The sequence below is a fragment of the Salipiger sp. PrR002 genome (genome assembly GCF_010500775.1).
Classification (GTDB): Bacteria; Pseudomonadota; Alphaproteobacteria; order Rhodobacterales; family Rhodobacteraceae; genus Salipiger.
Genome location: NZ_JAAGOU010000025.1, coordinates 36837 through 60736 on the forward strand (window position 1 = coordinate 36837; position 23900 = coordinate 60736).

At 66.3% G+C, this 23900-nt stretch carries 19 protein-coding genes; 12 read left to right on the top strand and 7 right to left on the bottom strand.

Annotated features, from left to right (window positions below; genetic code table 11):
• Nucleotides 1-60: 60 nt before the first annotated feature.
• The 11 genes from G0A00_RS19765 to G0A00_RS19815 all read left to right on the top strand — a co-directional run bounded on the left by G0A00_RS19765 (nt 61) and on the right by G0A00_RS19815 (nt 13898).
• Nucleotides 61-2160: a hydantoinase/oxoprolinase family protein gene (locus G0A00_RS19765; RefSeq protein WP_164183390.1), complete on the top strand. Its 2100-nt coding sequence runs from the start codon at nt 61-63 to the stop codon at nt 2158-2160.
• Entirely contained in the window at nt 2157-3761 is a 1605-nt protein-coding gene (locus tag G0A00_RS19770) for a hydantoinase B/oxoprolinase family protein (protein ID WP_164183389.1), read from the top strand. The genes G0A00_RS19765 and G0A00_RS19770 overlap by 4 nt, the downstream gene beginning before the upstream one ends.
• Nucleotides 3762-3828: 67 nt before the next feature.
• The gene (locus G0A00_RS19775) at nt 3829-5358 is read left to right on the top strand and encodes an ABC transporter substrate-binding protein (protein ID WP_164183388.1); all 1530 of its coding nucleotides are present in this window, start codon (nt 3829-3831) and stop codon (nt 5356-5358) included.
• A 10-nt stretch (nt 5359-5368) separates the two neighbouring features.
• Nucleotides 5369-6325: an ABC transporter permease gene (locus G0A00_RS19780; RefSeq protein ID WP_066104934.1), complete on the top strand. Its 957-nt coding sequence runs from the start codon at nt 5369-5371 to the stop codon at nt 6323-6325.
• Nucleotides 6325-8178: a dipeptide/oligopeptide/nickel ABC transporter permease/ATP-binding protein gene (locus tag G0A00_RS19785; RefSeq protein ID WP_164183387.1), complete on the top strand. Its 1854-nt coding sequence runs from the start codon at nt 6325-6327 to the stop codon at nt 8176-8178. Before G0A00_RS19780 ends, G0A00_RS19785 begins: the two co-directional genes overlap by 1 nt.
• Nucleotides 8175-9182 (top strand): ABC transporter ATP-binding protein, encoded by a 1008-nt coding sequence (locus tag G0A00_RS19790; protein ID WP_203595446.1) that lies wholly within the window; start codon nt 8175-8177, stop codon nt 9180-9182. Before G0A00_RS19785 ends, G0A00_RS19790 begins: the two co-directional genes overlap by 4 nt.
• A 289-nt stretch (nt 9183-9471) precedes the next feature.
• Nucleotides 9472-10281 (top strand): creatininase family protein, encoded by an 810-nt coding sequence (locus G0A00_RS19795; protein WP_066104927.1) that lies wholly within the window; start codon nt 9472-9474, stop codon nt 10279-10281.
• Between the two features lie 76 nt (nt 10282-10357).
• The gene (locus G0A00_RS19800) at nt 10358-11359 is read left to right on the top strand and encodes a TRAP transporter substrate-binding protein (RefSeq protein ID WP_164183386.1); all 1002 of its coding nucleotides are present in this window, start codon (nt 10358-10360) and stop codon (nt 11357-11359) included.
• On the top strand, nt 11356-11919 hold the full coding sequence (locus G0A00_RS19805) for a TRAP transporter small permease (protein ID WP_083191219.1): 564 nt from the start codon (nt 11356-11358) through the stop codon (nt 11917-11919). Before G0A00_RS19800 ends, G0A00_RS19805 begins: the two co-directional genes overlap by 4 nt.
• Before the next feature lie 3 nt (nt 11920-11922).
• On the top strand, nt 11923-13209 hold the full coding sequence (locus G0A00_RS19810; RefSeq protein WP_066104918.1) for a TRAP transporter large permease: 1287 nt from the start codon (nt 11923-11925) through the stop codon (nt 13207-13209).
• An 11-nt stretch (nt 13210-13220) separates the two neighbouring features.
• Nucleotides 13221-13898, top strand: a complete 678-nt coding sequence (locus G0A00_RS19815; RefSeq protein WP_164183385.1) for an RraA family protein — start codon at nt 13221-13223, stop codon at nt 13896-13898.
• Between the two features lie 4 nt (nt 13899-13902).
• On the opposite strand, the gene G0A00_RS19820 is transcribed toward G0A00_RS19815, so the two are convergent.
• Nucleotides 13903-14814 carry a LysR family transcriptional regulator gene (locus G0A00_RS19820; RefSeq protein ID WP_066104909.1) on the bottom strand — a complete coding sequence of 304 codons (912 nt, stop codon included), beginning with the start codon at nt 14812-14814 and terminating at the stop codon, nt 13903-13905.
• A 41-nt stretch (nt 14815-14855) separates the two neighbouring features.
• Here G0A00_RS19820 and G0A00_RS19825 point away from each other — a divergent pair, with 41 nt between their 5' ends.
• Nucleotides 14856-15788, top strand: coding sequence for a glyoxylate/hydroxypyruvate reductase A (locus tag G0A00_RS19825; protein ID WP_164183383.1), 933 nt, complete (start codon nt 14856-14858; stop codon nt 15786-15788).
• A gap of 66 nt (nt 15789-15854) precedes the next feature.
• On the opposite strand, the gene G0A00_RS19830 is transcribed toward G0A00_RS19825, so the two are convergent.
• The 6 genes from G0A00_RS19830 to G0A00_RS19855 form a co-directional block, all read right to left on the bottom strand.
• On the bottom strand, nt 15855-16583 hold the full coding sequence (locus G0A00_RS19830; RefSeq protein WP_164183381.1) for an SDR family NAD(P)-dependent oxidoreductase: 729 nt from the start codon (nt 16581-16583) through the stop codon (nt 15855-15857).
• Nucleotides 16584-16644: 61 nt separating this feature from the next.
• Nucleotides 16645-18312: a gamma-glutamyltransferase gene (gene ggt, locus G0A00_RS19835; RefSeq protein WP_164183379.1), complete on the bottom strand. Its 1668-nt coding sequence runs from the start codon at nt 18310-18312 to the stop codon at nt 16645-16647.
• A 420-nt stretch (nt 18313-18732) separates the two neighbouring features.
• Nucleotides 18733-20136, bottom strand: coding sequence for an FGGY family carbohydrate kinase (locus G0A00_RS19840; RefSeq protein WP_164183377.1), 1404 nt, complete (start codon nt 20134-20136; stop codon nt 18733-18735).
• A gap of 3 nt (nt 20137-20139) precedes the next feature.
• Complete coding sequence (locus tag G0A00_RS19845) at nt 20140-21372, bottom strand: NAD(P)/FAD-dependent oxidoreductase (protein WP_164183375.1); 1233 nt, start codon at nt 21370-21372, stop codon at nt 20140-20142.
• The gene (locus G0A00_RS19850; RefSeq protein WP_235953181.1) at nt 21369-22763 is read right to left on the bottom strand and encodes an NAD(P)/FAD-dependent oxidoreductase; all 1395 of its coding nucleotides are present in this window, start codon (nt 22761-22763) and stop codon (nt 21369-21371) included. The genes G0A00_RS19845 and G0A00_RS19850 overlap by 4 nt, the downstream gene beginning before the upstream one ends.
• Nucleotides 22764-22924: 161 nt before the next feature.
• A complete protein-coding gene (locus G0A00_RS19855) occupies nt 22925-23683 on the bottom strand; it encodes a DeoR/GlpR family DNA-binding transcription regulator (RefSeq protein WP_203595447.1) in 759 nt (252 codons plus the stop codon).
• Nucleotides 23684-23900 lie beyond the last annotated feature (217 nt).

The following is a 23900-nucleotide window of genomic DNA, read 5'->3' on the forward strand; positions in this document are numbered from 1 at the left end:
GACGGCGGCAATCACACCTCTATGTATACTTGACGTACACGCAGGAAAGGCAACCCAGCCATGATGGACGGAGCTGCAGATTTCGAAACCGACGCCTCTTGGCGGGTCGGGGTCGACTCGGGAGGCACGTTCACCGACGTGTGCATGTTCAACGAGGCCAGCGGCGAGATCGCCATCTGGAAGGTATCCTCTACCCCCGATGACCCCTCGCGCGGCATCGCCCAAGGTGTCGAGGAAGGCATGCGGGAACGCGCCGGCGGCGGTGCTGATCCGGCGTCGGCCATCGCGTATCTCGGTCACGGCACGACCGTCGCAACCAACGCGCTGATCACCCATCGCGGTGCCCGCGTCGGCCTGCTGACCACCGAAGGCTTCCGTGATCTGCTGGAAATCGGCCGCCAGAAGCGCCCCGACCTTTACGACCTCTTTGCCGAAAAGCCGCAAACGCTGGTGCCGCGCGACCTGCGGTTCGAGCTTCCCGAGCGCATGCTGCACACCGGCGAGGTGCTGAAGCCGCTCGACGAGGCCGCGGTGCGCAAAGCCGCGCAGGCGCTGAAGGCCGCCGGTGTCGAGGCGGTGGCGATCTGCTTTCTCTATGCGTTCGTCAATCCCGAGCACGAGCGCATCGCCCGCCGCATCGTTGAAGAAGAACTGCCCGATGCCTTCATCTGCGCCAGCCATGAGATCGCGCCGGAGTTCCGCGAGTTCGAACGCCTGTCGACCGCCACGGTCAACGCCTATCTCGGGCCGATCATGCACCGCTATATCAGTCGCCTCAGCCCGCGCCTGAAAGACCTCGGCCTGCCGATCCCGCCGCATCTTACGCAATCGAACGGCGGCGTGGTGCGCTTCGAGACCGCTGCACTGACCCCGGTGCGCGCGGTCCTGTCGGGGCCGTCCACCGGCGTCGTCGCGGCGCAGGTGATCGGCAGCAGCGCAGGCTATGACGACATCATCACCTTCGACATGGGCGGCACCTCGTCGGATGTGGCGCTGATGGCGGCGGGGCAGACCACCCAGACCAACGAGAGCATCGTGCACGGTTATCCGATCAAGGCGCCGATGCTCGACATTCACACTGTCGGCGCGGGCGGCGGCTCGATCGCCGCGATCGACAGCGGCGGGCTGCTCAAGGTTGGCCCAGAAAGCGCGGGCGCTGATCCCGGCCCGGTTTGTTATGGCCGCGGCGCGACCGAGCCCACGGTCACCGACGCCAATATCGTGCTGCAGGTGCTCAACCCCACACACCTTCTGGACGGGCGCATGGAAGTGCGCCGCGATCTTGCCGTCGAGGCGCTTGGCCGGATGGCCGATCAGCTGGGCATGGACACTATGGATGTGGCGCAGGGCATCATCTCCGTGGTCACCGCCAATATGGCCAAGGCGATCCGGGTGATCTCGGTGCAGCGCGGGCACGATCCGCGCGGCTATGCCCTGATGGCCTTCGGCGGTGCCGGTCCGCTGCATGCGGTCCGACTGGCGCAGGAACTGGGCATGGCGCGCGTCATCATCCCGCGCACACCGGGCACGCTCTGTGCCATGGGCCTGCTGCTGACCGATCTGCGCGCCGATTTCTCCTCTACCCGCATCCTGCCGCTCGAGGAGAGCAGCCTCGCCCCGATCGCCGAGGCGCTGCGCGAGGTCGAGGACGAGACCGGCGCATGGTTTGAAAAAGAGGCCATCGCAGAGGGCAAGCGCCGCAGCACGCGCCGCATCGACATGCGCTATGAGGGCCAGAACTACGAACTGTCGATCCCGGTGCCGGACGGCCCGCTCGACGCGGCGGCGCTCAAGCTGCTCGAAGAGCGGTTCACCGAGGCGCATACACGGCTCTACGGCTTTGCCGTCGAGGGCGAGCGCATCCTCTGTGTCACCTTCCGCGCCGAGGCGCTGGGGCTGGTGCAGAAAGCCGCCCTGCCCGAACACCCGCTCGGGGCCGCAGATGCCTCGGGCGCGATCACCGGCAGCCGCGACGTCTGGTATCCCGAGACCCGCGCCTTCACCAAGACCACGCTCTACGCCCGCGACCGCCTCGCTCCCGGCATGACCTTCGAGGGCCCGGCGATCGTCGAGCAGATGGACACCACAACGCTTGTCCCGCCGAGCGTACGCGTTTCGGTGGACAAGATCGAAAACCTCATTCTGGAGGTAACCCGATGACCCAGCAGGCCACCACTCACGCACTCGACCCAATCACTGTCGAGGTCATCGGTGCGGCGCTTTCTTCGATCGTGGAAGAGACCGGCGAGGCGCTTGTGCGCGCCTCCTACTCGACCAACATCAAGGAGCGCCGCGACTGTTCCACCGCCCTCTTTGACCGCGAGGGGCGCACGCTCTGTCAGGCCGAGCACATCCCCGTGCACCTTGGCAGCTTTCTGGACTTCATCCCCATGGTGCTGGCCGATCACGACCCGGCCGAGATGCAACCCGGCGATGTGTTCGTCGGCAATGACGCCTATCGCGGCGGCGGCACCCACCTGCCCGACATCGTGCTCGCCGAGCCGATCTTTGTGGGCGGCGAACTGGTGGCATGGACGGTCAACCTTGCGCACCATTCGGATTTCGTCGACCGGGCGCATGCGCATATCTATCAGGAAGGCCTGCGGATCCCGCCGATCCGCCTCTACCGCGCCGGAAAGCTGCAGAAGGACGTGCAGGAACTGATCCTGCTCAACTGTCAGGTCCCGCGCGAGCGGCTGTCGGACCTGCGCGCGCAGATGGCCGCCAACCGCGTCGGCGTGCAGCGTTTTCAGGAGCTGTGCGAGCGCCACAGCCTCGACACCGTTCTGGCCTCGGGCGAGGCGCTGCTGGACTACGCCGAGCGCAAGATGCGCGCGGGCATCAAGGCCCTGCCCGACGGAAGCTGGCGGTTCGAGGATGTCTTCGACAACCTCGATCTTGACGCTCCGCTGCCGCTGGCGGTGACCGTCACCGTCGCGGGCGATGAGATCAGCTTGGACTTCGAGGCCCCGCCGCAGCTGCGCGCCGGGATCAACATGACCCGTACGGCGCTGCTCGCCACGGTCTATTACATCGTCAAATCGGTGATCGACCCGACGGTGCTGCCCAATGCCGGGCTTGCCCGTCCGATCACCGTCAACGCGCCGCATGGCTCGGTGCTCAACTGCGCGCATCCCGCCGCCGTGAATGGCCGCGTGCAGACCTGCCAGCGTGTCGCCGACCTGATCATCGGCGCCTTTGCGCAGGCGGTGCCCGAGCGCGTCTCGGCCTGCACCAACTCGAGCTGCACCGTGGCGCTCTTTTCGGGCACCCGCCAGTCCGGCCCCGAGGAAGGCAATTACTGGGTCTATCTCGAGACCATCGGCGGTGGCGGTGGCGCGCGGCCTCACGCTCAAGGGCTCGATGGCATCCACGTGCATGCCACCAACACCTCGAACCTGCCGGTGGAGGCGCTGGAGCTGGAATATCCGCTGCTGCTGGAGCGCTATGAGCTGGTCGACGGGTCCGCGGGCGCGGGCAAATTCCGCGGCGGCATGGGACTGCGCCGGGTCTACCGCGCGACCGAAGACTGCATGGTGCGCGTCGACATCTCGCGCAACCAGTCGCGCTCTTGGGGCCTGCAGGGCGGCGGCGAAGGCGGCCACGGCAGCTATGCCACCAGTCCCGAGACCGAAGCATTCGACCGCGGCGCGGGCATCCTGCGCGCGGGCGAGTGGCTCGAGGTCGTGACCCCGGGCGGCGGCGGCTACGGTGCCCCCGAAGAAGACGCGGAACCCACCACCCATCTTGCCGCGGAATGACGCGGCAGGCCTCACTTCTCATTCAAGGGCCGACAAGAGCCCACATCCTCAACATGGAGTCCAAACGATGAAGAACCACATGAACCGCCGGGGCTTTCTGGCCACTACAGGTGCCGCTGGCGCGCTCACATTCCTCGGCCCGAAGGTCCTGCGCGCGCAGGACAACGGCACGCTGCGCTTTGGTCTCTCGACCTACCCGCCCAGCTTTGACGTCTGGGCTTCGAACGGCACCTCCGCCGGCACCATCAAGGTGCTCTGCCACCGCGGCCTGCTGAGCTACGACAAGGAAGGCCTCGTCCGCTCCGAACTGGCGGAAAGCTGGGACGTGGCCGAAGACGGCACATGGACGTTCAAGCTGCGTGACGCCAAGTGGCACGACGGCTCCCCGGTGACCGCAGAAGACGTGGCATGGACCGTGACCGAGGCGCAAAAGCCCGACTCCGCCGCCTATCTGCAGGCCAGCCTCGCGACCATCACCTCGGTCGAGACCCCCGACGAGAAAACCGTCGTGATGAAGACCAGCGAGCCGCAGGCGGTGCTGCCGGAGTGGTTCGCCAACTACAACATGTCGATCATGAAGAAGGGCTCCGAGCGCGACAGCCTGATGGGCGCCGGTCCGTTCAAGCTGGTCTCGACCGACCGCGGCGTTTCGGTCACCGTCGAAGCCAACCCCGACTATTACAAAGAAGGCCTGCCCAAGGTCAGCACCATTGAGGCGATCGTCTACGCGGACGAGAACCTGCGCGTCGCCGCGCTTGAAGCGGGTGACGTGGACATCGTGGAATATGTGCCGTGGCAGGCGATGGAGCAGGTTGCGGAAAACGACGCGCTGAAGCTCGACACCACCTTCGGCCCGTTCATGTATCTGACCTTCAACGCGAGCAAGCCGCCGTTCGACAACCCGCTCGTCCGCCGCGCCATGGGCCACGCGATCAAGCGCGAGGACATCGCCGCAGCCGCCTTCTACGAGCGCGGCGCACCGCTTGAGCATCTGCCGCTGCCGGACGCGTCGGAGTACTACAACGCCGAGTTCGCCAACGCGTGGAACTACGACCCCGAGAAAGCCAAGTCGCTGCTGGCCGAAGCGGGCTATCCCGACGGGTTCAACTGCACCATGCTGTCGACCGCGCAATACGGCATGCACCAGTCGACCGCAGAGGTCTGTCAGGCGTATCTGTCGATGATCGGCGTCAACGTCACGCTCGACCTGCCGGAATGGTCGACCCGCGTGAAGAAGGGCAACGAGGGCACCTATGACATCGCCGTCATGGGCACCGCCGCCGCGAACAACGATCCCGACGGTCTGGCCACCGTGCTCGACGGCTCGCTGAGCCCGAGCTATGCGCGCAGCTACGGCATGGAAACGCCCGAGATCTCCGAAGCCTTCGCCAAGGGTCGCGCCAGCTTCGACACCGAAGAGCGCAAGGCGATCTACAAGGAGATGGAGCGCGTCGCCATCGAGACCGCTCCGATCATGGGCCTGTGCTGGCGCGAACAGGGCTACGGCATGGCGGCCAATGTCTCGGGCTTCAGCAACCTGCCCGGCCAGCTGACCTTCCATTCCGGCTTCACGCTGGAAGAAGCGATGATCGGCTGATCGCAGACCCATGTTGAGATACATCGCCTTCCGTAGCTTGGTGGCTCTGTTCCTTGTCTGGATCGTGGTCACCGTCGTCTTCTTGCTCCTGCACCTGATCCCAGGTGATCCGGCGGAACTTCTGCTCAGTCAGGGCAATATTCCGGCCGATCCCAATGCGGTCCTCGCCCTGCGCGAGAAGATGGGGCTCAACGCCCCGCTCTGGCAGCAGTATCTCGACCATATCGCCGGTATCTTCACCGGAGATCTCGGCGCGTCGTTCCGCGATGGCGCGCCGGTGATCGAACAGATCGGGCTTCGCCTGCCCCGGACGCTCGAGGTCATCGTGTCGGCCGCGCTTATCGCCTCGGCGATCGGCGTGCCGCTCGGCACCTTCGCCGCGATCCGGGCCGATGGCCGCGCCGACGCCGTGATCTCGTTCTTCGCCTCCGCCGCGCTGTCCACACCCGTTTTCGTGGTCGGCTCGGTGGTGATCCTGATCTTCGCGCAGGAGCTGAAATGGCTGCCTGCCGGGGGCTTCGTGCCCTTCAGCGAGGATCCGGTCGAACATCTCAAACTGCTGCTGCTGCCCGCCGGGACCGTGGCGCTGTCGCTGCTTGCGGTGATCACCCGCATGAGCCGCGCCTCGGTGCTCGAAGTGCTCGAGCGCGACTATGTGCGGACCGCGCGCGCAAAGGGTGTCAGCCGCGCGCGCATCCTGCGCCGCCACGTGGTGCGCAACGCGCTGATCCCGGTGCTGACCATTCTCGGCCTCGAGCTTGGCACGCTGATCGGAGGCACCGTCTTGGTGGAATTCGTCTTCAACTGGCCCGGACTGTCGGGCTACCTCGTGACCGCCGTCGATGCGCGCGACTATCCCGAAGTGGTGGGGATCGTGATGACGATCTCGGTGCTCTTCGTCCTTCTCAATCTCGTGGTCGATGTGGTCAACGCCATGCTTGACCCCCGTATTTCGCTGGTGCGCTGATGAGCCGGACAACACGCAAACTGCTTCTGCCCGGCACCATCATCGCGCTGATCGTCGCGACCGTGCTGCTGGCCCCCGTGCTGCCGCTGCAAGACGTGCGCGGCATGGACATCCCGCATCGTTTCGCCCCGCCCTCCGCCGAGCACTGGCTTGGGCAGGACGACTTTGGCCGCGATGTGCTGGCGCGCCTGATCTGGGGCGGCCGGGCCTCGCTCTTCATCGCCGTCGGCTCGGCGCTGATCGCCGCCGCTATCGGCACGACGCTGGGTCTGCTCGGTGGCTATTTCCGCGGCGTGGTCGAACTGCTGACCGTGCGCGCCTCCGAGATCATCCTGTGCCTGCCGCCGCTGCTTCTGGCGCTGCTCGTCGTGGCGATCCTCGGCGCGGGCACCTGGCCGCTGATCATTGCGCTGACCATCCTCTACACGCCGAACTATGCCCGCGTGGTCTATGCCGCCACGCAGCAGGTGCGCGGGCTCGACTTTGTCACCGCACAGCGCGCCATGGGCACCCACCCGCTGCGCATCCTCGTGCGGACCATCCTGCCGAACGTGCTGCCGCCGCTTCTGGTGCAGATGTCGCTGGTGGTCGCCTCTGCGATGGTGATCGAAAGCGGTCTGAGCTTCCTTGGCCTCGGCGTCGTGCCCCCCACCCCGTCGTGGGGCCTGATGATCCGCTCGGCCCGCGGCGCCATGGAGGTTGCCCCGCTGCTGCTGGTCTGGCCGTCGCTGGCGCTGGCTGGCACGATCCTTACCTTCAACCTGCTTTGCGACCGGCTGCAGTCGGTGCTCGATCCGCGCAGCTTCACCGCTGGCGGTGCGCTGTGGCTGCGCCCGCGCCAGAAGCACAAGGCGAAGAAGCCGGTCAAAGCGCTCGAAACCGACGCACCGCTGCTGGAAATCCGCGATCTGTCGATCGCCGCGCACAACCTTGAACTGGTGCGCCGTGTCGGTCTGACCGTGCGCCCTGGCGAGACCGTGGCGCTGGTCGGCGAGAGCGGATCGGGCAAGACCCTCACCGGGCTTGCGATGACCGGGCTGCTGGCCGACACGCTGCGCATCACCGGCGGCTCTGCCGTCTACCGCTCGCGCAGCGGCGAGCCGATCGACCTGACCGGGCTTGACGAAGATGGCTTCCGCGCCCTGCGCGGCGAGGACATCTCGATGGTCTTTCAGGACGCTGCGGCGGCGCTCAACCCGGTGCTGCGCATCGGCGAGCAGGTCGGCGAGGCGATCCGCGCGCATCACGACATCGACGACGCGGCCCTCAAGACCCGCGTCATCGAGTTGCTGCGCCATGTGGGTATTCCCGACCCGGAAACCCGCGTCTCGGCCTATCCGCACGAGCTGTCCGGCGGGCAGCGACAGCGTGCGATGATCGCCGTGGCCGTGGCCAACAACCCGCGACTGCTGATCGCCGACGAGCCCACCACCGCGCTCGACCCGACGATTCAAGCGCAAATCCTGCAGCTGTTCGCGCGGCTCAAGGAAGAGACACCCGAGATGGGGATGATCTTCGTGACGCATGATCTGGCCGTGGTCGCCGAGATCGCCGACCGGGTGACCGTGATGTACGCCGGTGAGGTGGTCGAGGAAGGCCCGGTCGCCGAGGTCTTTGCTGCGCCCAAGCACCCCTACACGCAGGCGCTGATCGCCTCCGTCCCCGAGGGCGGCTCCGAGCGGCTGGTGGCCATTCCCGGCGCCGTGCCCTCGCCCCGCGCCATGCCCACCGGCTGCCGCTTTGCACCGCGCTGCTCTTATGCGCTGCCCAGCTGCATCGACCATGCACCGCAGGCCGCAGAGCCCACTTCAGACCGGCTGACACGCTGCTTCCGCTGGGAGGATGTCTCTTGATCCACGACGTACCCACCGCACCGCTGGTCGAGGCAAAGGACCTTGGCCGCAACTTCCCGTCGCGCAAGGGCCTGCTCGGCAAGAAAAAGGACGTCTGGGCGGTCAATGGCGTCAGCCTGACCGTCTCGCCCGGCGAAACCGTCGGCGTGGTCGGCGAGTCCGGCTGCGGCAAGTCCACGCTGGGCCGGATGATGCTGGGGCTCGACGCTCCGACCACAGGGGCCGTGACCTTCGATGGCCGCGACCTCTCGGGGATCACCGGAGCCGACCGTCGCCGCCTGTCGCGCCGCATGCAGATGGTGTTTCAGGACCCTTTTGGATCGCTCGACCCGCGACGCTCGGTCGGCGCGCAGATCGCCGACGGGCTCCGCACCCATAACATCGTGCCGTCGAGTGAAGTCGACGCCGAGGTCGCGCGGCTGCTCGAACAGGTCGGCCTGCCCGCCTCGGCGGCGCAGCGCCGTCCGCATCAGTTCTCGGGCGGTCAGCGGCAGCGTATCGCCGTCGCCCGCGCGCTCTCGACCCGGCCCGATTTCATCGTGGCGGACGAGCCGGTCTCGGCGCTCGACGTGTCGATCCAGGCGCAGGTGGTGAACCTGCTGATGGACCTGCGCCGCGATCTTGACCTCGCGATGCTGTTCATCAGCCACGACCTGCATGTGGTGCGCCACCTCTGCAACCGGATCGTGGTGATGTACCTCGGCCGTATCGTCGAGGAAGGCCCCGCCGAAAAGGTCTTTGGCACACCGGCCCACCCCTACACCCGTGCCCTGCTCGCGGCGACGCCGTCGCTGGAGGCACGCGGAGACGATGCGCGCGACAAGGTGCTGGAGGGCGAACTGCCAAGTCCGGCGAACCCACCTTCGGGCTGCCCGTTCCGCACCCGCTGCCCGATGGCCGAAGAGGCCTGCGCCGCAGCCGTGCCCGCGCTGGAGCCGGTCGGCACCGGTTGGCGCGCCGCCTGTATCAAAGCGGGGCCGCAGCCCCAGACCACCGCGGGCTAAGCCCGCCTCGGGCAGCGGGGCATACCCTACCCCCGCCTCGCTGCCAGCACTCAGAACGACTGCGTTTTCCAAAGCCGAAGCGATCCCTCCCGGCCCTGGAAAGCGCCCCACCCACCCCCGCGGCGCGCCCTGCGCGACCGTTGCGGCGGAGCTGTGCCTATGGCGGCAAGCCACGGTAAAAATTGAAAAATTTTCTCTATGGCAAGGCAACCCGAATGAATTGGACGGCTACGGCCCGGCACGGCTTCATTGACCTCAAAGACGACCAAAGCAACAGGAACCTCCCCAAATGATCGAGAAGATCCGCATCGCCGAGCTGACCTCGGAAGAGGCCCGTCAGGAACTGACCTCCGAGGCCGTGGTGCTGCTGCCCATGGGCTCGCTGGAAGACCAGGGCATCCACGCACCGATGGGCGACTATCTCGCCGCAGACCTGATGGCGATGGAGATCGCCAAGGCCGCGCGTGCCGATGGCGTGCCGACTTTCGTGGCCCCGGTGATCCCCTTCGGCGGCAAAGACTACTTCGAGTCGAGCCACGGCGGCATCTCGATCAGCCATGCGACGCTCTGCGGCATCCTCGACGACATGTTCGGCTGTCTGAACCGGCACGGCATCCGCAAGCTGATGATCGTCAACGGCCACGGCGGCAACGTCCCCGCGATCACCGAGGTCGCGCTGCGCTGGCGCCAGAAAGCGGGCCTCTTCGTGCCGTCGATGTATCTGTGGCAGGTCGCCTACGGCCAATTGCCCGCGCTGATCGGCGCCGAGAAGGCCAAGGCCTCGTCGGGCCACGGCGGCGATCCGCTGACCTCGGTCGGCCTGCACTTCTACCCCGACCTGATCCGCAAGGACCTCGTGCGCGAGGCCCCCACCGGCAGCACCATCAAGGGCATGGCCATCGGCGGCTTCTCGTCGATCGAGTATGACGGCGCGAAAATTCAGGCCCCGATCGAGGCGCTCGAAGCGACAGAAACCGGCGCCTACGCCTGCAACCCCACGCTCTGCTCGGCCGAGACCGGCGACGTGCTGGTGGCGCGGCTGGCCGAGATCGGCGCTGGCCTCGTGCGCGACCATGTCGCCAAGGGGCTGCACGACTGATCACCCCCCGGATCCACGCATTCACAACAATGAGCCGGGACCACCCGGCCATTTCCCCCAACACGGAGAACGACACATGAAGAAAAGAACCTTTCTTGGCCTCGCGACCAGCCTCGCGCTGGTGCTCGGCTCTGCGGCACAGGCCGAAACCACTTGGAAAATGGCCACCAAGATGCCGGTCGACAGCCCCGAGGGGCAGGTCTTCGAGAAATTCGCCGAGCTGACCGAGGAATACACCGGCGGCGAATTGAAAATCACCGTCTACCCCAACGAGCAGCTCGGCAAAGAGAACGCCGTTCTCGAGCAGCTGCAGGCCAACATCGTTCAGGTCTACGCCGAGGGCTTTGGCTACATGAAGAAGTGGGAGCCCGCGCTTGGCTGGCTCGCTGGCCCTTACGCCTTTGACGACTTTGGCCACTGGCAGCGGTTCATGAACTCCGACACCGTGAAGGGCTGGTTCGACAATGCCGCCGAGAAATCCGGCGTGCGTCCGCTGGGCGATCCGACCCTCGTGCTGCGTGGCCCGTTCCGCGTCACCGTCTCGAACGTGCCGGTGAAGACGGCGGCCGATTACGAAGGCCTCAAGATGCGCATGCACGAGAACAAGGTGGCGATCGACACCTGGGACCGTCTGGGCGCCGAGGTCATCACCCTGCCCTGGACCGAAGTCTATCAGAGCATCTCGAAAGGCATCGTACAGGCGGTGAACTCGCCCGTCGCGCTGGTTGAATCCATGCGCTTCAACGAGGTCGCGCCGTATATCGCCCGCATGGACGAATACTGGCAGTCGGTTGGCTTCATGGTCAACGAAAGCGCCCTTAACGCGCTCGACGAAGACACCCGCGCAGGCCTTCTCAAGGCCTATGAAGACGCCGGTGAGATGTCGCAGGACCTGATGTTCAGCGTCGCCGAAGAGAGCATCGAGCGCATGGTCGCCGATGGCGCCGAGTACACCGTGCTCGACACCGCGCCGCTGGTCGAGAAGATGAAGGCCTACTACGAAGAGATGGCCGAGAAGGGCGAGCTGCCCGAGGGCTTCATGGAAGCCGTCGAAGCGGCCCGGGCGCCCGCGCAGTGACGCCGTTCGACCTTTCACCGGAGGGCCCGCTGCAGCGGGCCCTCAACCGCCTCGACCGTCTGAACTGGTCCATGGGCGGCGTGTTCCTCTGGATTTCCAACATCTGCCTTCTGGTGATGCTGGGGCTGACCACCGCGACGATCATCCTGCGGCCCATGAGCATGGCGCCCTACTGGATGTGGCCGTGGACGATGGTGTTCTTCATCTGGCTCAGCTTCTTCGGCTTCTTCGCCCTCTACGCCCGTCTCAAGGACGTGCGCATCGATTTTCTGGCCGAGCGACTTGGCCCGGCGGGTGTCGTCTTTACCCGCATCCTGTCGGACGCGGCGACGCTGCTGGTCACCGGCGTGCTGCTTCAGCAGCTGCCCACGGTCATCGCCACTTCGAACGGCGTCTATGACGGCGCGATCCTCCCCGGCGGCGCCGAGCTGCCGCGCTTCGCCCTCTCTGCGCCCCTCTTCATCTCGACCTTCCTCGTTGCCCTGACCGCCGTTCTCGATCTTGCGAAACTGGTTGCCGGGCTGCCGGAGAACGTCACAGACCACCATCCGGAAGTGTAAACCATGGCCTGGATTCTCTTCGGCACATTCATCGCGCTCATCCTGCTGCGCGTTCCGATCTCGATTGCCATCGGCACCGCAACGGTGCTGACCTTCCTGACCTCGGATTTCTCCACCGCGCTGCAGATCATTCCCCAGCAGATGCTGGAAGGGGTGAACAAAGCCTCGCTGACCGCTGTGCCCTTCTTCATCATGGCGGGCAATCTGATGAACGCCACCGGCGTCACCGAGCGCATCTTCGCCTTCGCGAACGCGCTGGTGGGCCACCTCAAGGCGGGCCTCGCGCAGGTCAACATCCTCTCCTCGATGATCTTTGCGGGCATCTCGGGCGCCGCCGTGGCGGACTGCGCCGGTCTGGGCGCGATCGAGATCAAGGCGATGCGCGAGAGCGGCTACAAAGCCGATTTCGCCGCCGCGATCACCGTCGCCTCTTCGGTCATCGGGCCGCTCATCCCGCCCTCGATCGGCCTCGTGCTCTATGCCTTCCTCGCGCAGCAATCGATCGAGCGGATGTTCCTTGCGGGCCTCGTGCCGGGCATTCTCGTCGGTCTGGCGCTGATGATCTACGTGCGTATCCGCGCGCAGTTTCAGGAGTTCCCGACCCAGCCCCGCGCCTCCGCCCGCGAAGTCGTCGGCACCGCAAAGCATGGCTTTCTGGCGCTGGTCGCCCCGGCGATCATCTTGGGCAGCATCATGTTCGGCTTTGTCACCGCCACCGAGGCGGGCGTGCTGGCCTGTATCTACTGCGTGCTGATCGGCATCTGGTACCGCGAGCTGACCTTCCGCGCCTTCTTCAACGCGCTGTCGGACACCGCAATGATGACCGCGGTCATCATGATCATCATCGCCTTCTCCATCGCCATGGGCTGGCTGCTGGCCATCGACCAGACGCCGCAGAAACTGGCCGACTTCACCTTCAGCCTGACCGAGAACAAGAACGTCTTCCTCGGACTGCTGCTGGTGTTCATCATTCTCGTCGGCTGCGTCGTCGAGGGTGTGCCCGCCAAGCTGATCCTCGTGCCCACCCTGCTGCCGCTGATCGACGCCTATGGCATCGACCGCGTGCACTTCGGGATCATCATCCAGCTTGGCCTGCTGATCGGCATCGCCACGCCGCCCATGGGCATCGGCCTCTACATCGTCGCCGAAGTCGGACGCGTGCGCTTCGAGAAAGTGACCATGGCCGTGCTGCCGATGCTGCTGCCGCTCTTTGCGGTGCTCATCCTCCTGACCTTCGTGCCGCAGACCGTGACGCTGCTGCCCGACCTCATCCTCGGACCACAAAACTAAAAGAGGGACCCATGTCCAATCTCGTCTACAAGCTGAACCCGATGCCCGAGCCCATCCCGCAGGACAAGCTCGACCGGCTGGCAAAGCTCGAAACCGCCACCATCGGCCACTTCTACCACTTTGGCTTTGCCGCCCCCGCGATCCAGCCGGTGCTGCCGGGCAAGGTCGTCGCCGCCACCGTCGCGACGCTGGCCATTCCGGGCCTCGACAGCACGCTGCTGCACCATTGCCTTAGCCAGTGTGGGCCGGGCTACTTCCTTGCCGTCGACCGTCTCGGCGACACGAAATACGCCTGCTGGGGCGGCGGCGTGACCCGTATGGCCGCGATGATCGGCCTCGAAGGCGGCTGCGTCGATGGTCCGCACACCGACACCGCCGAGATCAAGGATCAGGATTTCGCCATGTGGTCGCGCGGCCCCTCGCCCGTCACCACGCGGCTTTACAACACCGGCGGCGGCTTCAACGTGCCGGTCTCGATCGGCGGCGCCACCGTGCTTCCGGGCTACGCGGTGCTGGCAGATGAAAGCGGCGTGCTGTTCATTGCCCCCGAGGACCTCGACGAGGTGCTGGCCGAGGGCGAGCTGAAGACCGAGCGCGGCCGCGTCAACGAGGCCAAGGTCACCGCTGGCACGCACCTCGGTGAGATGTCCGGCGCGACCAAGATGGTCAAGGCCAAGACAGAGGGCTAAGCCCTCAGATCTCGACGAAGGAGCTGTACTCAGGATGTTCTGCGCACCACTCTCTGGCGGCCTCACGGGCCAGCTCGAGCACCTCGACCACCTGCTTTCGGCGGGCCCGGTTGAGGTGGGTGCAGGACACGTGCAGCGGCGCGAGCGGTTCGGTCGCCGGAATATGGACGACCGTGCCGCGCGCCAAATCCTCGCGCAGCGCGGTGAGCGCCAGCGCCGAGGCGCCGTAGCCGCCGCGCACCATCTCGCAGATCGTCGAGAGCGAATTGCCGTAATGGCGCGGCGCGGGACGCTCGCGCATGTCGTCGACATAGTCGGCGACCGGCGTAAAGAGCGGCGAGGTCTTGGGATAGAGCACCAGCGGCAGCTTGCGAAGCTCGTCCGGGCTCATCGGCATCGCCCTGCCCTCGATCACGTCGGGTCGCGCCACCCAGCCCACGTCGTAGCGCACGGCGAAATCCGTTCCCCGCGCCCTATCGCCCGTCGCGGTGAAGGCCGCGTCCAGCGTGCCGGCCTCGACAAAGCGGCGCAGCTGCAGGTCCGAACCGGCGTAAATGTCGAGGATCAGCTCGGGATGCGCTGCCTCGACCGCGGCGCGCAGCAACGGACCCCAAGTCAGCGCGGCCATGCCCGCAAGCCCGATGCTCAGGCCGCGCTTTTGCTTGTCCTGCAGCCGTCCCATCATCGCCTCGCGCAGATTCAGGAAGTCGACAGCGAACTCGGCCACCTCCAGCCCCTGATCGGTCAACACGAAGCCCGGCGCTTCGCGGTCGATGAGGGTCTTGCCGAGGTCCTTCTCGAGCGACTGAATCCGCGCGGACACCGCAGGCTGCGTCAGACCCAGATGCTCTGCCGTCTGCCTGTAATTATGAAACTCGCTAAGCCAGTAGAAGGCTTCGAGCTGTTTGAAGTTCATTCCCTTGTCTCCGATACCAAGGCCACACCCAAGGAGTTCCCATGACTGTCGCCGTCTATCTTCCCCTCGCCGATAAGACCCAATGGTGGGTGGACATGCTGCAAGACCTGCTGCCCGGATGGACGGTCCAGCCGCTGGATGAGGTGACCGACCCCGAGGCGGTCTCCTATGCCGTCGTCTGGCGTCCGCGCACCGGCGATCTGGCCAAGCTGCCCAATCTCAAGGCCATCGTCTCGATCGGCGCCGGCATCGACCACGTACTGGCCGACGAAGCGCTGCCGCAGGGCGTGCCGATCATCCGCACCGTGGGCACCGACCTCACCCAGCGCATGCGCGAATATGTGGCGCTGCAGGTGCTGCGGCATCACCGCGACATGCCGCGCCAGCTGCAGGCGCAGGCCGAGAAGGACTGGCACGCGATCGTCGTTCCCGTCGCCCCGAACCGCACCGTCGGCGTCATGGGTCTTGGCAACCTCGGCACCGCAGCGGCGCAGACGCTGGCCGGGCTCGGCTTTACCACGCGCGGCTGGTCCAAATCGCCCAAGAGCATCGGGGGCGTCGAGACCTTCACCGGCCCCGAGCAATTCGACGACTTCCTGTCGGGCTGCGAGATCCTCGTGAACCTGCTGCCGCTGACCGACCAGACCCGCGGCCTGATGAATGCCGAGCTTTTCGGCAAGCTGGCCAAAGGCGCCTGCGTGATCAACTGCGCGCGCGGCCCGCACCTCGTGGACGAAGACCTGCTGTCGGCGCTCGACAGCGGCCAGATCAAGCAGGCGACGCTCGACGTCTTCCACCAAGAGCCGCTGCCGACCGACAACCCGTTCTGGGATCATCCGGCGATCACCGTGACGCCGCATGTGGCCTCGCAGATCGACGCGGCCACCGGCGGGCGGATCATCGCCGCCAACCTCAAGACCTATGAGGAAACCGGCACTTGCGCCGATCTGGCGGATGCGGGGCGCGGCTACTGAGCCGCCCCCTACCCTGGGAACAAAACCGCGGGGGCGGGCGTGTCGCATCACGCCCGCCCCTTTGCTTCAGGCATGCTGGCCACCGTTGACGTCGATCGAGGCGCCGTTGACGTAAGAGGCCTGTTCGGAACACAGGAACAGCACCACCCGCGCCACCTCATCGGGCTTGCCGAGGCGGCGCAGCGGAATGATCTCGGCCATTTCCTCGGTCCCCGGCGAGAGGATCTCGGTCTCGATCTCGCCCGGCGTCACCATGTTCACCCGCACCCCGCGCGGGCCAAGCTCTGCCGCCGCCTCGCGGGTCAGTGCGGCCAGCGCCGCCTTCGAGCAGGCATAGGCCGCCCCGGCGAACGGGTGCACCCGCGAGCCGACGATCGAGCCGACGTTGACCACCGCGCCCTTGCCCTTTTCGAGCTCGGGCAGCAGATCGCGCATAAGCGCCGCCGGACCCATCAGGTTCACTGCAAGCACCTCGCGCCAGACGTCATCCGAGCTTTCGGCGATGCCGAGCCGCGACCCGCCCTCGCCTTTCGGAGAAATCCCGGCATTGTTGACGATGGCGTTGAGCCCACCGTCACCAAGGCTTTCGCGTACCCGCGCCACCAGATCGGCGCGATTTTCAGGGTTCGACAGATCGCCCTGAAAGTGATCGGTGGATCCAGCGTGCCACGGGCAGCGGTCGTCAAAGCCCGTGCGCGAGACGGTCAGCACCCGCCAGCCCGCCGCCTGAAACACCTTCACCGTGGCATGGCCAATCCCCCGGCTCGCCCCGGTCAGCAATAGCGTCTTTTGCATGTCTCGTGCCTCTCAGTCTGCTGCGCTGCGCCATGTGCTGGCGCTGCGCCTCTGCACATTGTCAGATATGGAAAGCGATGCCTTCGCCCGCCAGCCCGCCGCCAAGCGCCGAGACCGTGCCATCGGCGCGCCAGCAGGCGGCCCCGGTCATCTCGCCGTCGGCGCCAAAGGCAATGGCATTCATCCCGCCGCCGATATGCGGCACCACGCGCACCTCATGGCCCATCGCGGTCAGCGCCTCCGCATGATGCGCGTAGGCGGGTTCAAGCTCCACATGCGCGCCCTCGGTCCAGACCCGAGGCGCCTCGACCGCCTGCTGCGGCGTCATGCCGAAATCGATCATATTGATGATCGCCTGCATCGCCGAGGGGAAGATGCGCACGGCGCCCGGCAGCCCCAGCGCAAAGCTCGGCTTGCCATCCTTCAGCACGATCATCGGCGCCATGGAGGTGGGCACACGCTTGCCCGGTGCGATCGACAGCGCCTTACCGGGATGCGGGTCGAAGTTGTACATGTAGTTGTTGGGGATCATGCCGGTCCCCGGCACCATGAAACGCGCACCAAAAAGACCGTTGATCGTATGCGTTGCCGAGACGATCCGCCCATCGCGATCCGCCACGGTGATATGCGTGGTGTTGCGGCTCTCATAGCCCGGCGGCACATGGCCCGCGCCGCCCGCGAGGAGCATACGGTCGCGGCATGCCTCGCCATAGGCCTTGGAGATCAGTTTCTCGACCGGGATATCGACGAAATCGGGATCGCCCGAAGCGGCGCGGCGGTCTTCGAAACCGATGCGGATGGCTTCGGCCAGAAGGTGCAGGCGCTCGGGGCTGTCAAAGCCCATGGCCGCCAGATCAAAGCCCTCGAGGATGTTGAGCATCTGCGCCACATGCACGCCCGACGAGGCGGGCGGCGGCGGGCCGACGATGTCATGGCCGCGATAGCTGCCAAAGATCGCATCGCGCTCCTTCGCGGTGTAGCCTTCGAGATCCGCCATGGAGACGAGCCCCGCATCCGGCCCGCCGGTGGCGAGCCGGTCAACCAGCGCGCGGCCCAGAGCGCCGCCGTGCAACGCCGCGGCGCCTTCCTTGGCTACAAGCTTCAGGCTCTCGGCATAGTCGCCCTGCACCAGCCGATGGCCGGGTTTCGCCGGGGTGCCGCCGGGCAGGAAGATGCGCGAGATCTCGGGGTCCTTGGACATATCTTCGGCGTGGCGCTCAATGTTGGAGGCCAGATAGTTGGTCACCGCAAAACCGCGCTGCGCGTAACGGATCGCCGGAGCGATCACATCCTCGAAGGGCAGCGCGCCATGGGCCTTTTGCATCGCGCACCAGCCCTGCAGGTTGCCGGGCACCGCGACTGCCGAGGGGCCCACGAGATTGCGGCGGCCCGCCGTCTCCATGTAGTCCGGCAGCCGGTCCGAGACCGGCTGGAACATGTCCGGCGTTGCCGCCGCCGGGGCCTGCGACAGGCAGTCATAAACCGTGTGCTCTCCGTTCGGCAGGCGCAGATGCGCCACACCGCCGCCGACGATGCCCACCATCATCGGCTCGACCACAGTCAGCGCCAGCAGCGAAGCCACCGCCGCATCCACCGCATTGCCGCCCGAGGCGAGCATCTCGTGCCCCGCCACCGAGCCAAGCGGATGGTTCGTCACCACGATGCCCTGCGTGCTCCGCGCGGGCGTCTTGCGGCAGACAAAGGGGAGCGGCGGGTTTTCGGAGGTCATGAGCTTTGCTTTCCTGTTCGGTCTTTCAGAGCCACACCCACGTCGGAAATCGGGGCGGGTTGTGGTTTCGGTCAGCGTATGACCGAGGTGATCCTAGGTCACGGGAAAACTCCCGTCCCGGCGCGCTCTGCCGTGCTTGCAGAGCAAGAAATGCAGGGTGCGCGTCACGCCGGGCAAGCCTGCCGGAGGCTGGCATGTGCACTATGTGCATTGCCCGGGGGAAGTTAAGGGACTCGCAAGAGAAATGCCGCTTGGGCGACAGTTTGGCCTGTTTTTTACACAGCCCTGCCTTCTGCAGTGCGGTTTCGGAATCCGCGCTGGAGAGCGCCACATCAAAACTGACCGAATGGTCTATTTTTCGCCCGATATGGGAGATGGCTCCACACCGCCAAAACGGAGAGAACTGAGCCCGAAACACCCCTACTGCCGCCATCCACGGGCCCGCGTCACCGCGTCGGAAAACCGCGACATGCGTGCTGCCCTGTCACAGGCGCGGGGGGTGATTTCTGCCCTCGGCAGCGGGGCGGGCAGCTTCACGCCCAGTCCCAGCGCCGCCAATTGCGCCGCGCCATAGGCCGTGAGTTCTTCCGTCCCCGGCAGCACGATCTGCGCGCCGGTCACATCCGCGAGGAACTGGCACAGGTATTCCGAGCGGCTCAGCCCACCGTCCACGGAAATGCGCTCGATGGCACCCTGCGTTTGCCCCATCCGTTCCACCACCTCAGCCGCGCGCAGCGCCACGCCTTCGATCAGCGCCTGCGCCAGATCATCCCGCGTCGTGGCTCCGGTCATGCCAATGAAGAGCCCCGCAGCAGACCCGTCCCAATGCGGCGCGGCCAGACCCGACAGCGCGGGAACGAAAGCCAGATCGCGATCAATGGCGGGCACAGCATCGAATGCCGCCAGCGCCTCCGGGCCGTCCAAGAGCCCAACGCGCAGCGCCCATTCCACCGCCGCGCCAGCCGCATGCACGCCGCCGTCGCTGGCATAACGCGTCCGCTCTCCAAGACGCCACGCCACCGTCGGCAGCAGCCCGCTGCCCTCCAGATCGGGACGTGTCTCGCCTGCCAGCGCCAAAGCGAAGGCCCCGGTTCCAAAGGTGATTTTCGCATCCCCCGGCGCGCGGCACCCATGCCCGTAAAGCGCCGCCTGCTGATCGACGATAGCTGCGGTCACCGGGGTTTCGCCGATGCGCCCGAAGTCGCTCACCGTGGCGCGGATCACGGGCAGGCACTCCAGCGGGACACCGAAGAGCGCGCAGAGGTCCTGATCCCAACTGCCTGTCTCCAGCGACATGAGCGATGTGCGCGAGGCGGTGGTCACATCGGTCAGCGCCGCACCGGTCAGGTTCTGCAGAAAAAAGGCGTCCGTGGTGCCGAGCCGGAGCCGCCCTGTGCGATGCGCCTCGGCCACCTGCGGCTGCGTTTCCAGAAGCCACGCCAGTTTCGAGGCCGAGAAGTAGGGATCGAGCGGCAGCCCTGCCCGCGCGCGCACCATCGCCTCGGCCTCTGCCATCTTAGCAAGGCGCGCCTCGGTGCGCCGGTCCTGCCAGACGATGATACGCGACAGCGGCGCGCCGGTCTGGGCATCCCACGCAAGGCAGCTTTCGCCTTGGTTCGACAGGGCGATGGCATCCACCGGGCCCGCCGCGTCGATCACCGCGCGCAGGTTGGCCAGAAGCTCGGCGGGATCATGTTCGACCCGGTCGGCGGCGGGGAAATGTTGCGTGTGGCGCAGCGCCGTGACGATCCGGCAGCCGCCGCGCGCATCGACCAGCAGGCCGCGCGTCGAGGTCGTCCCCTGATCAAGCGCCAGAATTCGCATATCTCAGCCTCTTTCTTCCAACCGCAACTCAAGCTCCTGTCCGGACAGGCCGCCTGTTTGCGCCGGAACCTTAAGTCGAAGCGGCTGCTCGGGATAGCTGTTGACCCGGCGCGACGCGACCTCTTGCCCCGCCGCGTTACGGAGCACGAGGCGCCCGCGCGCCGCACCCTCGGCACGGATGTTGAGCACGCAATCCACCTCCGCGCGGGCCAGCGATTGCGGCACCACGTAGCGCAGCCCTTCGCCAAGCGTGATGCGAGGCCCCGCCTGCGTGATCGGCGCGTCCGTCGAAAGGTCGTCTGCGATCCGCCGCGCGATGCGCCGGCCTTCGGCCCAGCAATGGCCCGCCGTCTCGACCGGGTGCAGCACGTTCCCCGCAACGAAAACCTGCGGATCGGAACTGCGACCCTCGGCATCCACGTCCGGTCCCAGCGTGCCCGGATCGAGCCGTAGCGCGCTTTGCCGGGCCAATGTGGCCTCGGGCGTGAAGCGGCCGGAAAAGACGATGCCATCGCACTCCAGACGCTGCTCCGTGCCATCGGCCTTGCGCAGGCAAAGCGCCTCTACTCGGGTGCGGCCTTCGATCGAGAGCAGTTGTGCCCCGCAATGGACCGGCACACGCAGCGCCCGGCAGAGCTGCATGAAGAGCAGACGGGTGCGCGGCACCCGGTCGGGCTCGATCAGCGCAACGGGTCGGATTCCATGACAGCGGCAGGTGAGCAGTGCGGAGAGCGAGACAAGCTCGCTGCCGATGATCACCGGTCGTGCGAAAGGGGCGCGGCCTTCGAGATAGACGAAGGATTGCAGCGCCGCAGTGTTCATCACCCCCAGCGGGCGAAGCCCTGGTGCCAGCAGTTGGGCGCGGGACTGCTCACGAGTGCCCGTTGCAATGAGGATGCGGCGGGCGGTGAGGCGCTCAACCCCCTCCGTCGTTGCCACCTCGAGCACGCCGCCGGGTTTCAGCTCAAGCACGCTGCTGCGGGTGCGTATTTCGACACCGGCGCGCTCCGCCTCGGTCACCAGCCGGCGCGCATAGGCAGGGCCACTGAGGATCCGGCGAAACTCGCGCAGGCCGAACGGCGGATGGCCGCAATGGCGCGGCATCCCGCCCGCGGCTTCAAACCTCTCGAGCAGCAGAACCTTTTCAACGCCGAGCGCTTTGAGCGTCGTGGCGGCCGAGAGGCCCGCTGGCCCGCCACCGACAACGATCACGTCATAGCCGTCGCGCGTAGTCATGGCGCGTCCTCCGAGACCATTGGCGCGCGCAGACGGCCTTCGCACAGGCTGGCGATCCGGGCGAGGCAGTTGAACCCCTGACAGCGGCCCATGGCGCAGCGCGTGCGGCGGCGGAGGCCGCCGAAATCGCCCGGTGGCAGCGGGCTTTGCAGCGCCGCCTCAACCTCGCGCGTCGTGACCATTTCGCAGTGGCACAGGAAGCCGTCATGCCCCGGCTGCTGCCAGTCCCTTGGGCGGTGTTCGGCGAGGTTGGGCACCTTGGGGACCGGCGGAGCGGCAACGGCTGGCCATGTTGTGGAATGCGCTTGTTTCCAAAGGTCGAAAACGTGGCGTGCGATGCCCAACGAGGCGGTGAGCCCGGTGGACCGGATCCCCCCGGCGCAGTAATAACCTAGGTCGGCATCGGCATGGACACGGTATTCCTTGCGTTCACTCGCCGGACGCAATCCGGCGTAGACCGCCGTGACCGGCATGTCGCGCAGCCCCGGCACCATCTCTCCGGCTCTTGCGATCAGCGCGTCAAGCTCGGGCCGGGTGACATCGGGACGGTCGCGCGCCTCCTGCTCTTCCGCCGTCGGGCCGACCAAAAGGTTGCCGAAGGCCGTGCGCGTCAACACGATACCTTTGGTGCGGTCGCTCGGCACCGGCAGCAGGATCGTGCGCAGCAGCGCCGATGCCGCCTTGTCGAAGACCACGAATTGGCCCTTCCGCGGGCGGATCTCGAAGCGGCTGGCGCCGGTCAGCATCGCCTCGACGTGATCCCCGTACAGACCCGCGCAATTGACCACGGTTCTTGCGCGCAGCTCTCCCGCAGCAGTCGCCAGATGCCAAGTGCCGCCGTCGCGCCGCGCCGATTGAAGCGGCGCGGCAAACATGAAGCGCGCGCCAAGCGCCTGCGCCTGCGTCGCATAGGCGAGCGGCGCCGACCACGGGTCGATCACATGCTCGCGCGGCACCAGAAGCGCGGCGCGCACGTCCCCCGCCAGATACGGCTCGCGGGCGAGCACCTCGGCGCGCGAGATCAGCCGCGCATCGCTCACCCCATTTTGCTGCGCCTGCGCGAGCAAGTCTGGCAGACGCGCTTCCTCCTGTGCGGTCCATGCCGCCACCATCGCGCCGGTCTCCAGAAGCGGCAGGTTCATCTCATTGCGAATGCTGAGGTATTCGTCATAGGCCTGCTGCATGCAGCGCAGTTCAAGCGACCCCGGCGGCGCGTCGAACCCGGTGTGCAGGATCGCGCTATTGGCCTTGGACGCGCCGGACAGGATGTCTGTGCCCGCCTCGATCACCACAACGCGCGCGCCTTCCAAGGCAAAGCGGCGTGCCATCGCGCAGCCCACAACACCTGCCCCGATAATTGCGACGTCCGTGTCGGGCACTGAAATGGTCAAGCTACGCCTCCGTCACTTTCCAAAGCGCGGAAACGGTTGGCGCTTGGGATTTTGACTGATCGTGCATCATAATGACCGTATCAACAACATTGCGGCAGTGCATGAACAAGAAAACCCGCCGAATACGGCGGGTTTTGCGGAAAGTTTCAGCGCATGGGCCGTCACCCGTCGGGCGCGACGATCAAATCGACCCCTGCCGCGCGCAGCGCCGCCTGCATCTCGGCGGTGGGCAAACGGTCAGTCACCAAACGATCAATGTCTGTGAGCGCCGCCACCTCGAACACCGCCGCGCGGCCAAGCTTGCTGTGATCCGCCAGCACGGTGACCTCTTCCGCGCGCGCGACCATGGCGCGGGCAAGTTCGGTCTCGCGCAGGTCGAAATCCATGATTTCCCCGGTGGTCATCCCGCCGATCGTGAGCACCGCATGACGGGCCTTGAAGCGGCCAAGCTGTTCGATGGCCAGCGCGCCCAGCGTCTCGCGCCCCTCGGCGGCAATCTCGCCGCCAACGAGATAGACCCGATGCTGGCCCTCAGGACGGGAAAGAAGGCGGGCAATCTCCGGCGAATTGGTGATCACGGTAAGCGCGCGCCGCCGCGCCAGTGCCCGCGCAAAGGCGATCGTTGTCGATCCGGTGTCGATGAAGATCACCGCCCCCTCGTCAAAGAGGTCCGCGGCGCAGCGCCCGATCGCCGCCTTTTCGCCCGCCAATGTCTCCATCCGCGTGTCGAAAGGCCCCTCGACAAGCCCGCCGTCGCCCCGGCTCGAGGCTTTGCGGGCTCCGCCGTGAAACTTGCGGATCCGCCCCGCCCCGTCCAATTCGTTCAGATCGCGCCGGATCGTCTCGCGGGAGGCATCGAACCGCTCGGCAAGATTGTCGACAAGCACCTCCCCGAGATCCTCGACAAGTTGCACAATCATTTCCCGGCGCGCAGCTGGCTTCACGAGGGTCCTCCCAAAAACATTCACCAAAATGGTGACGGTTTGGTCACCAATATAGACTGTTTCCACAGGTTGGCGGAACGGGTTAGCCGGCGCAACGGGAATGGGAAGGTTGGGGTGCCTACGCGCAAGCTTCGGCGCGCAGGTGATCAATCCTGCGGCCTTCGGGGGCAAAACACCGGGTTTGGAGCCTTCG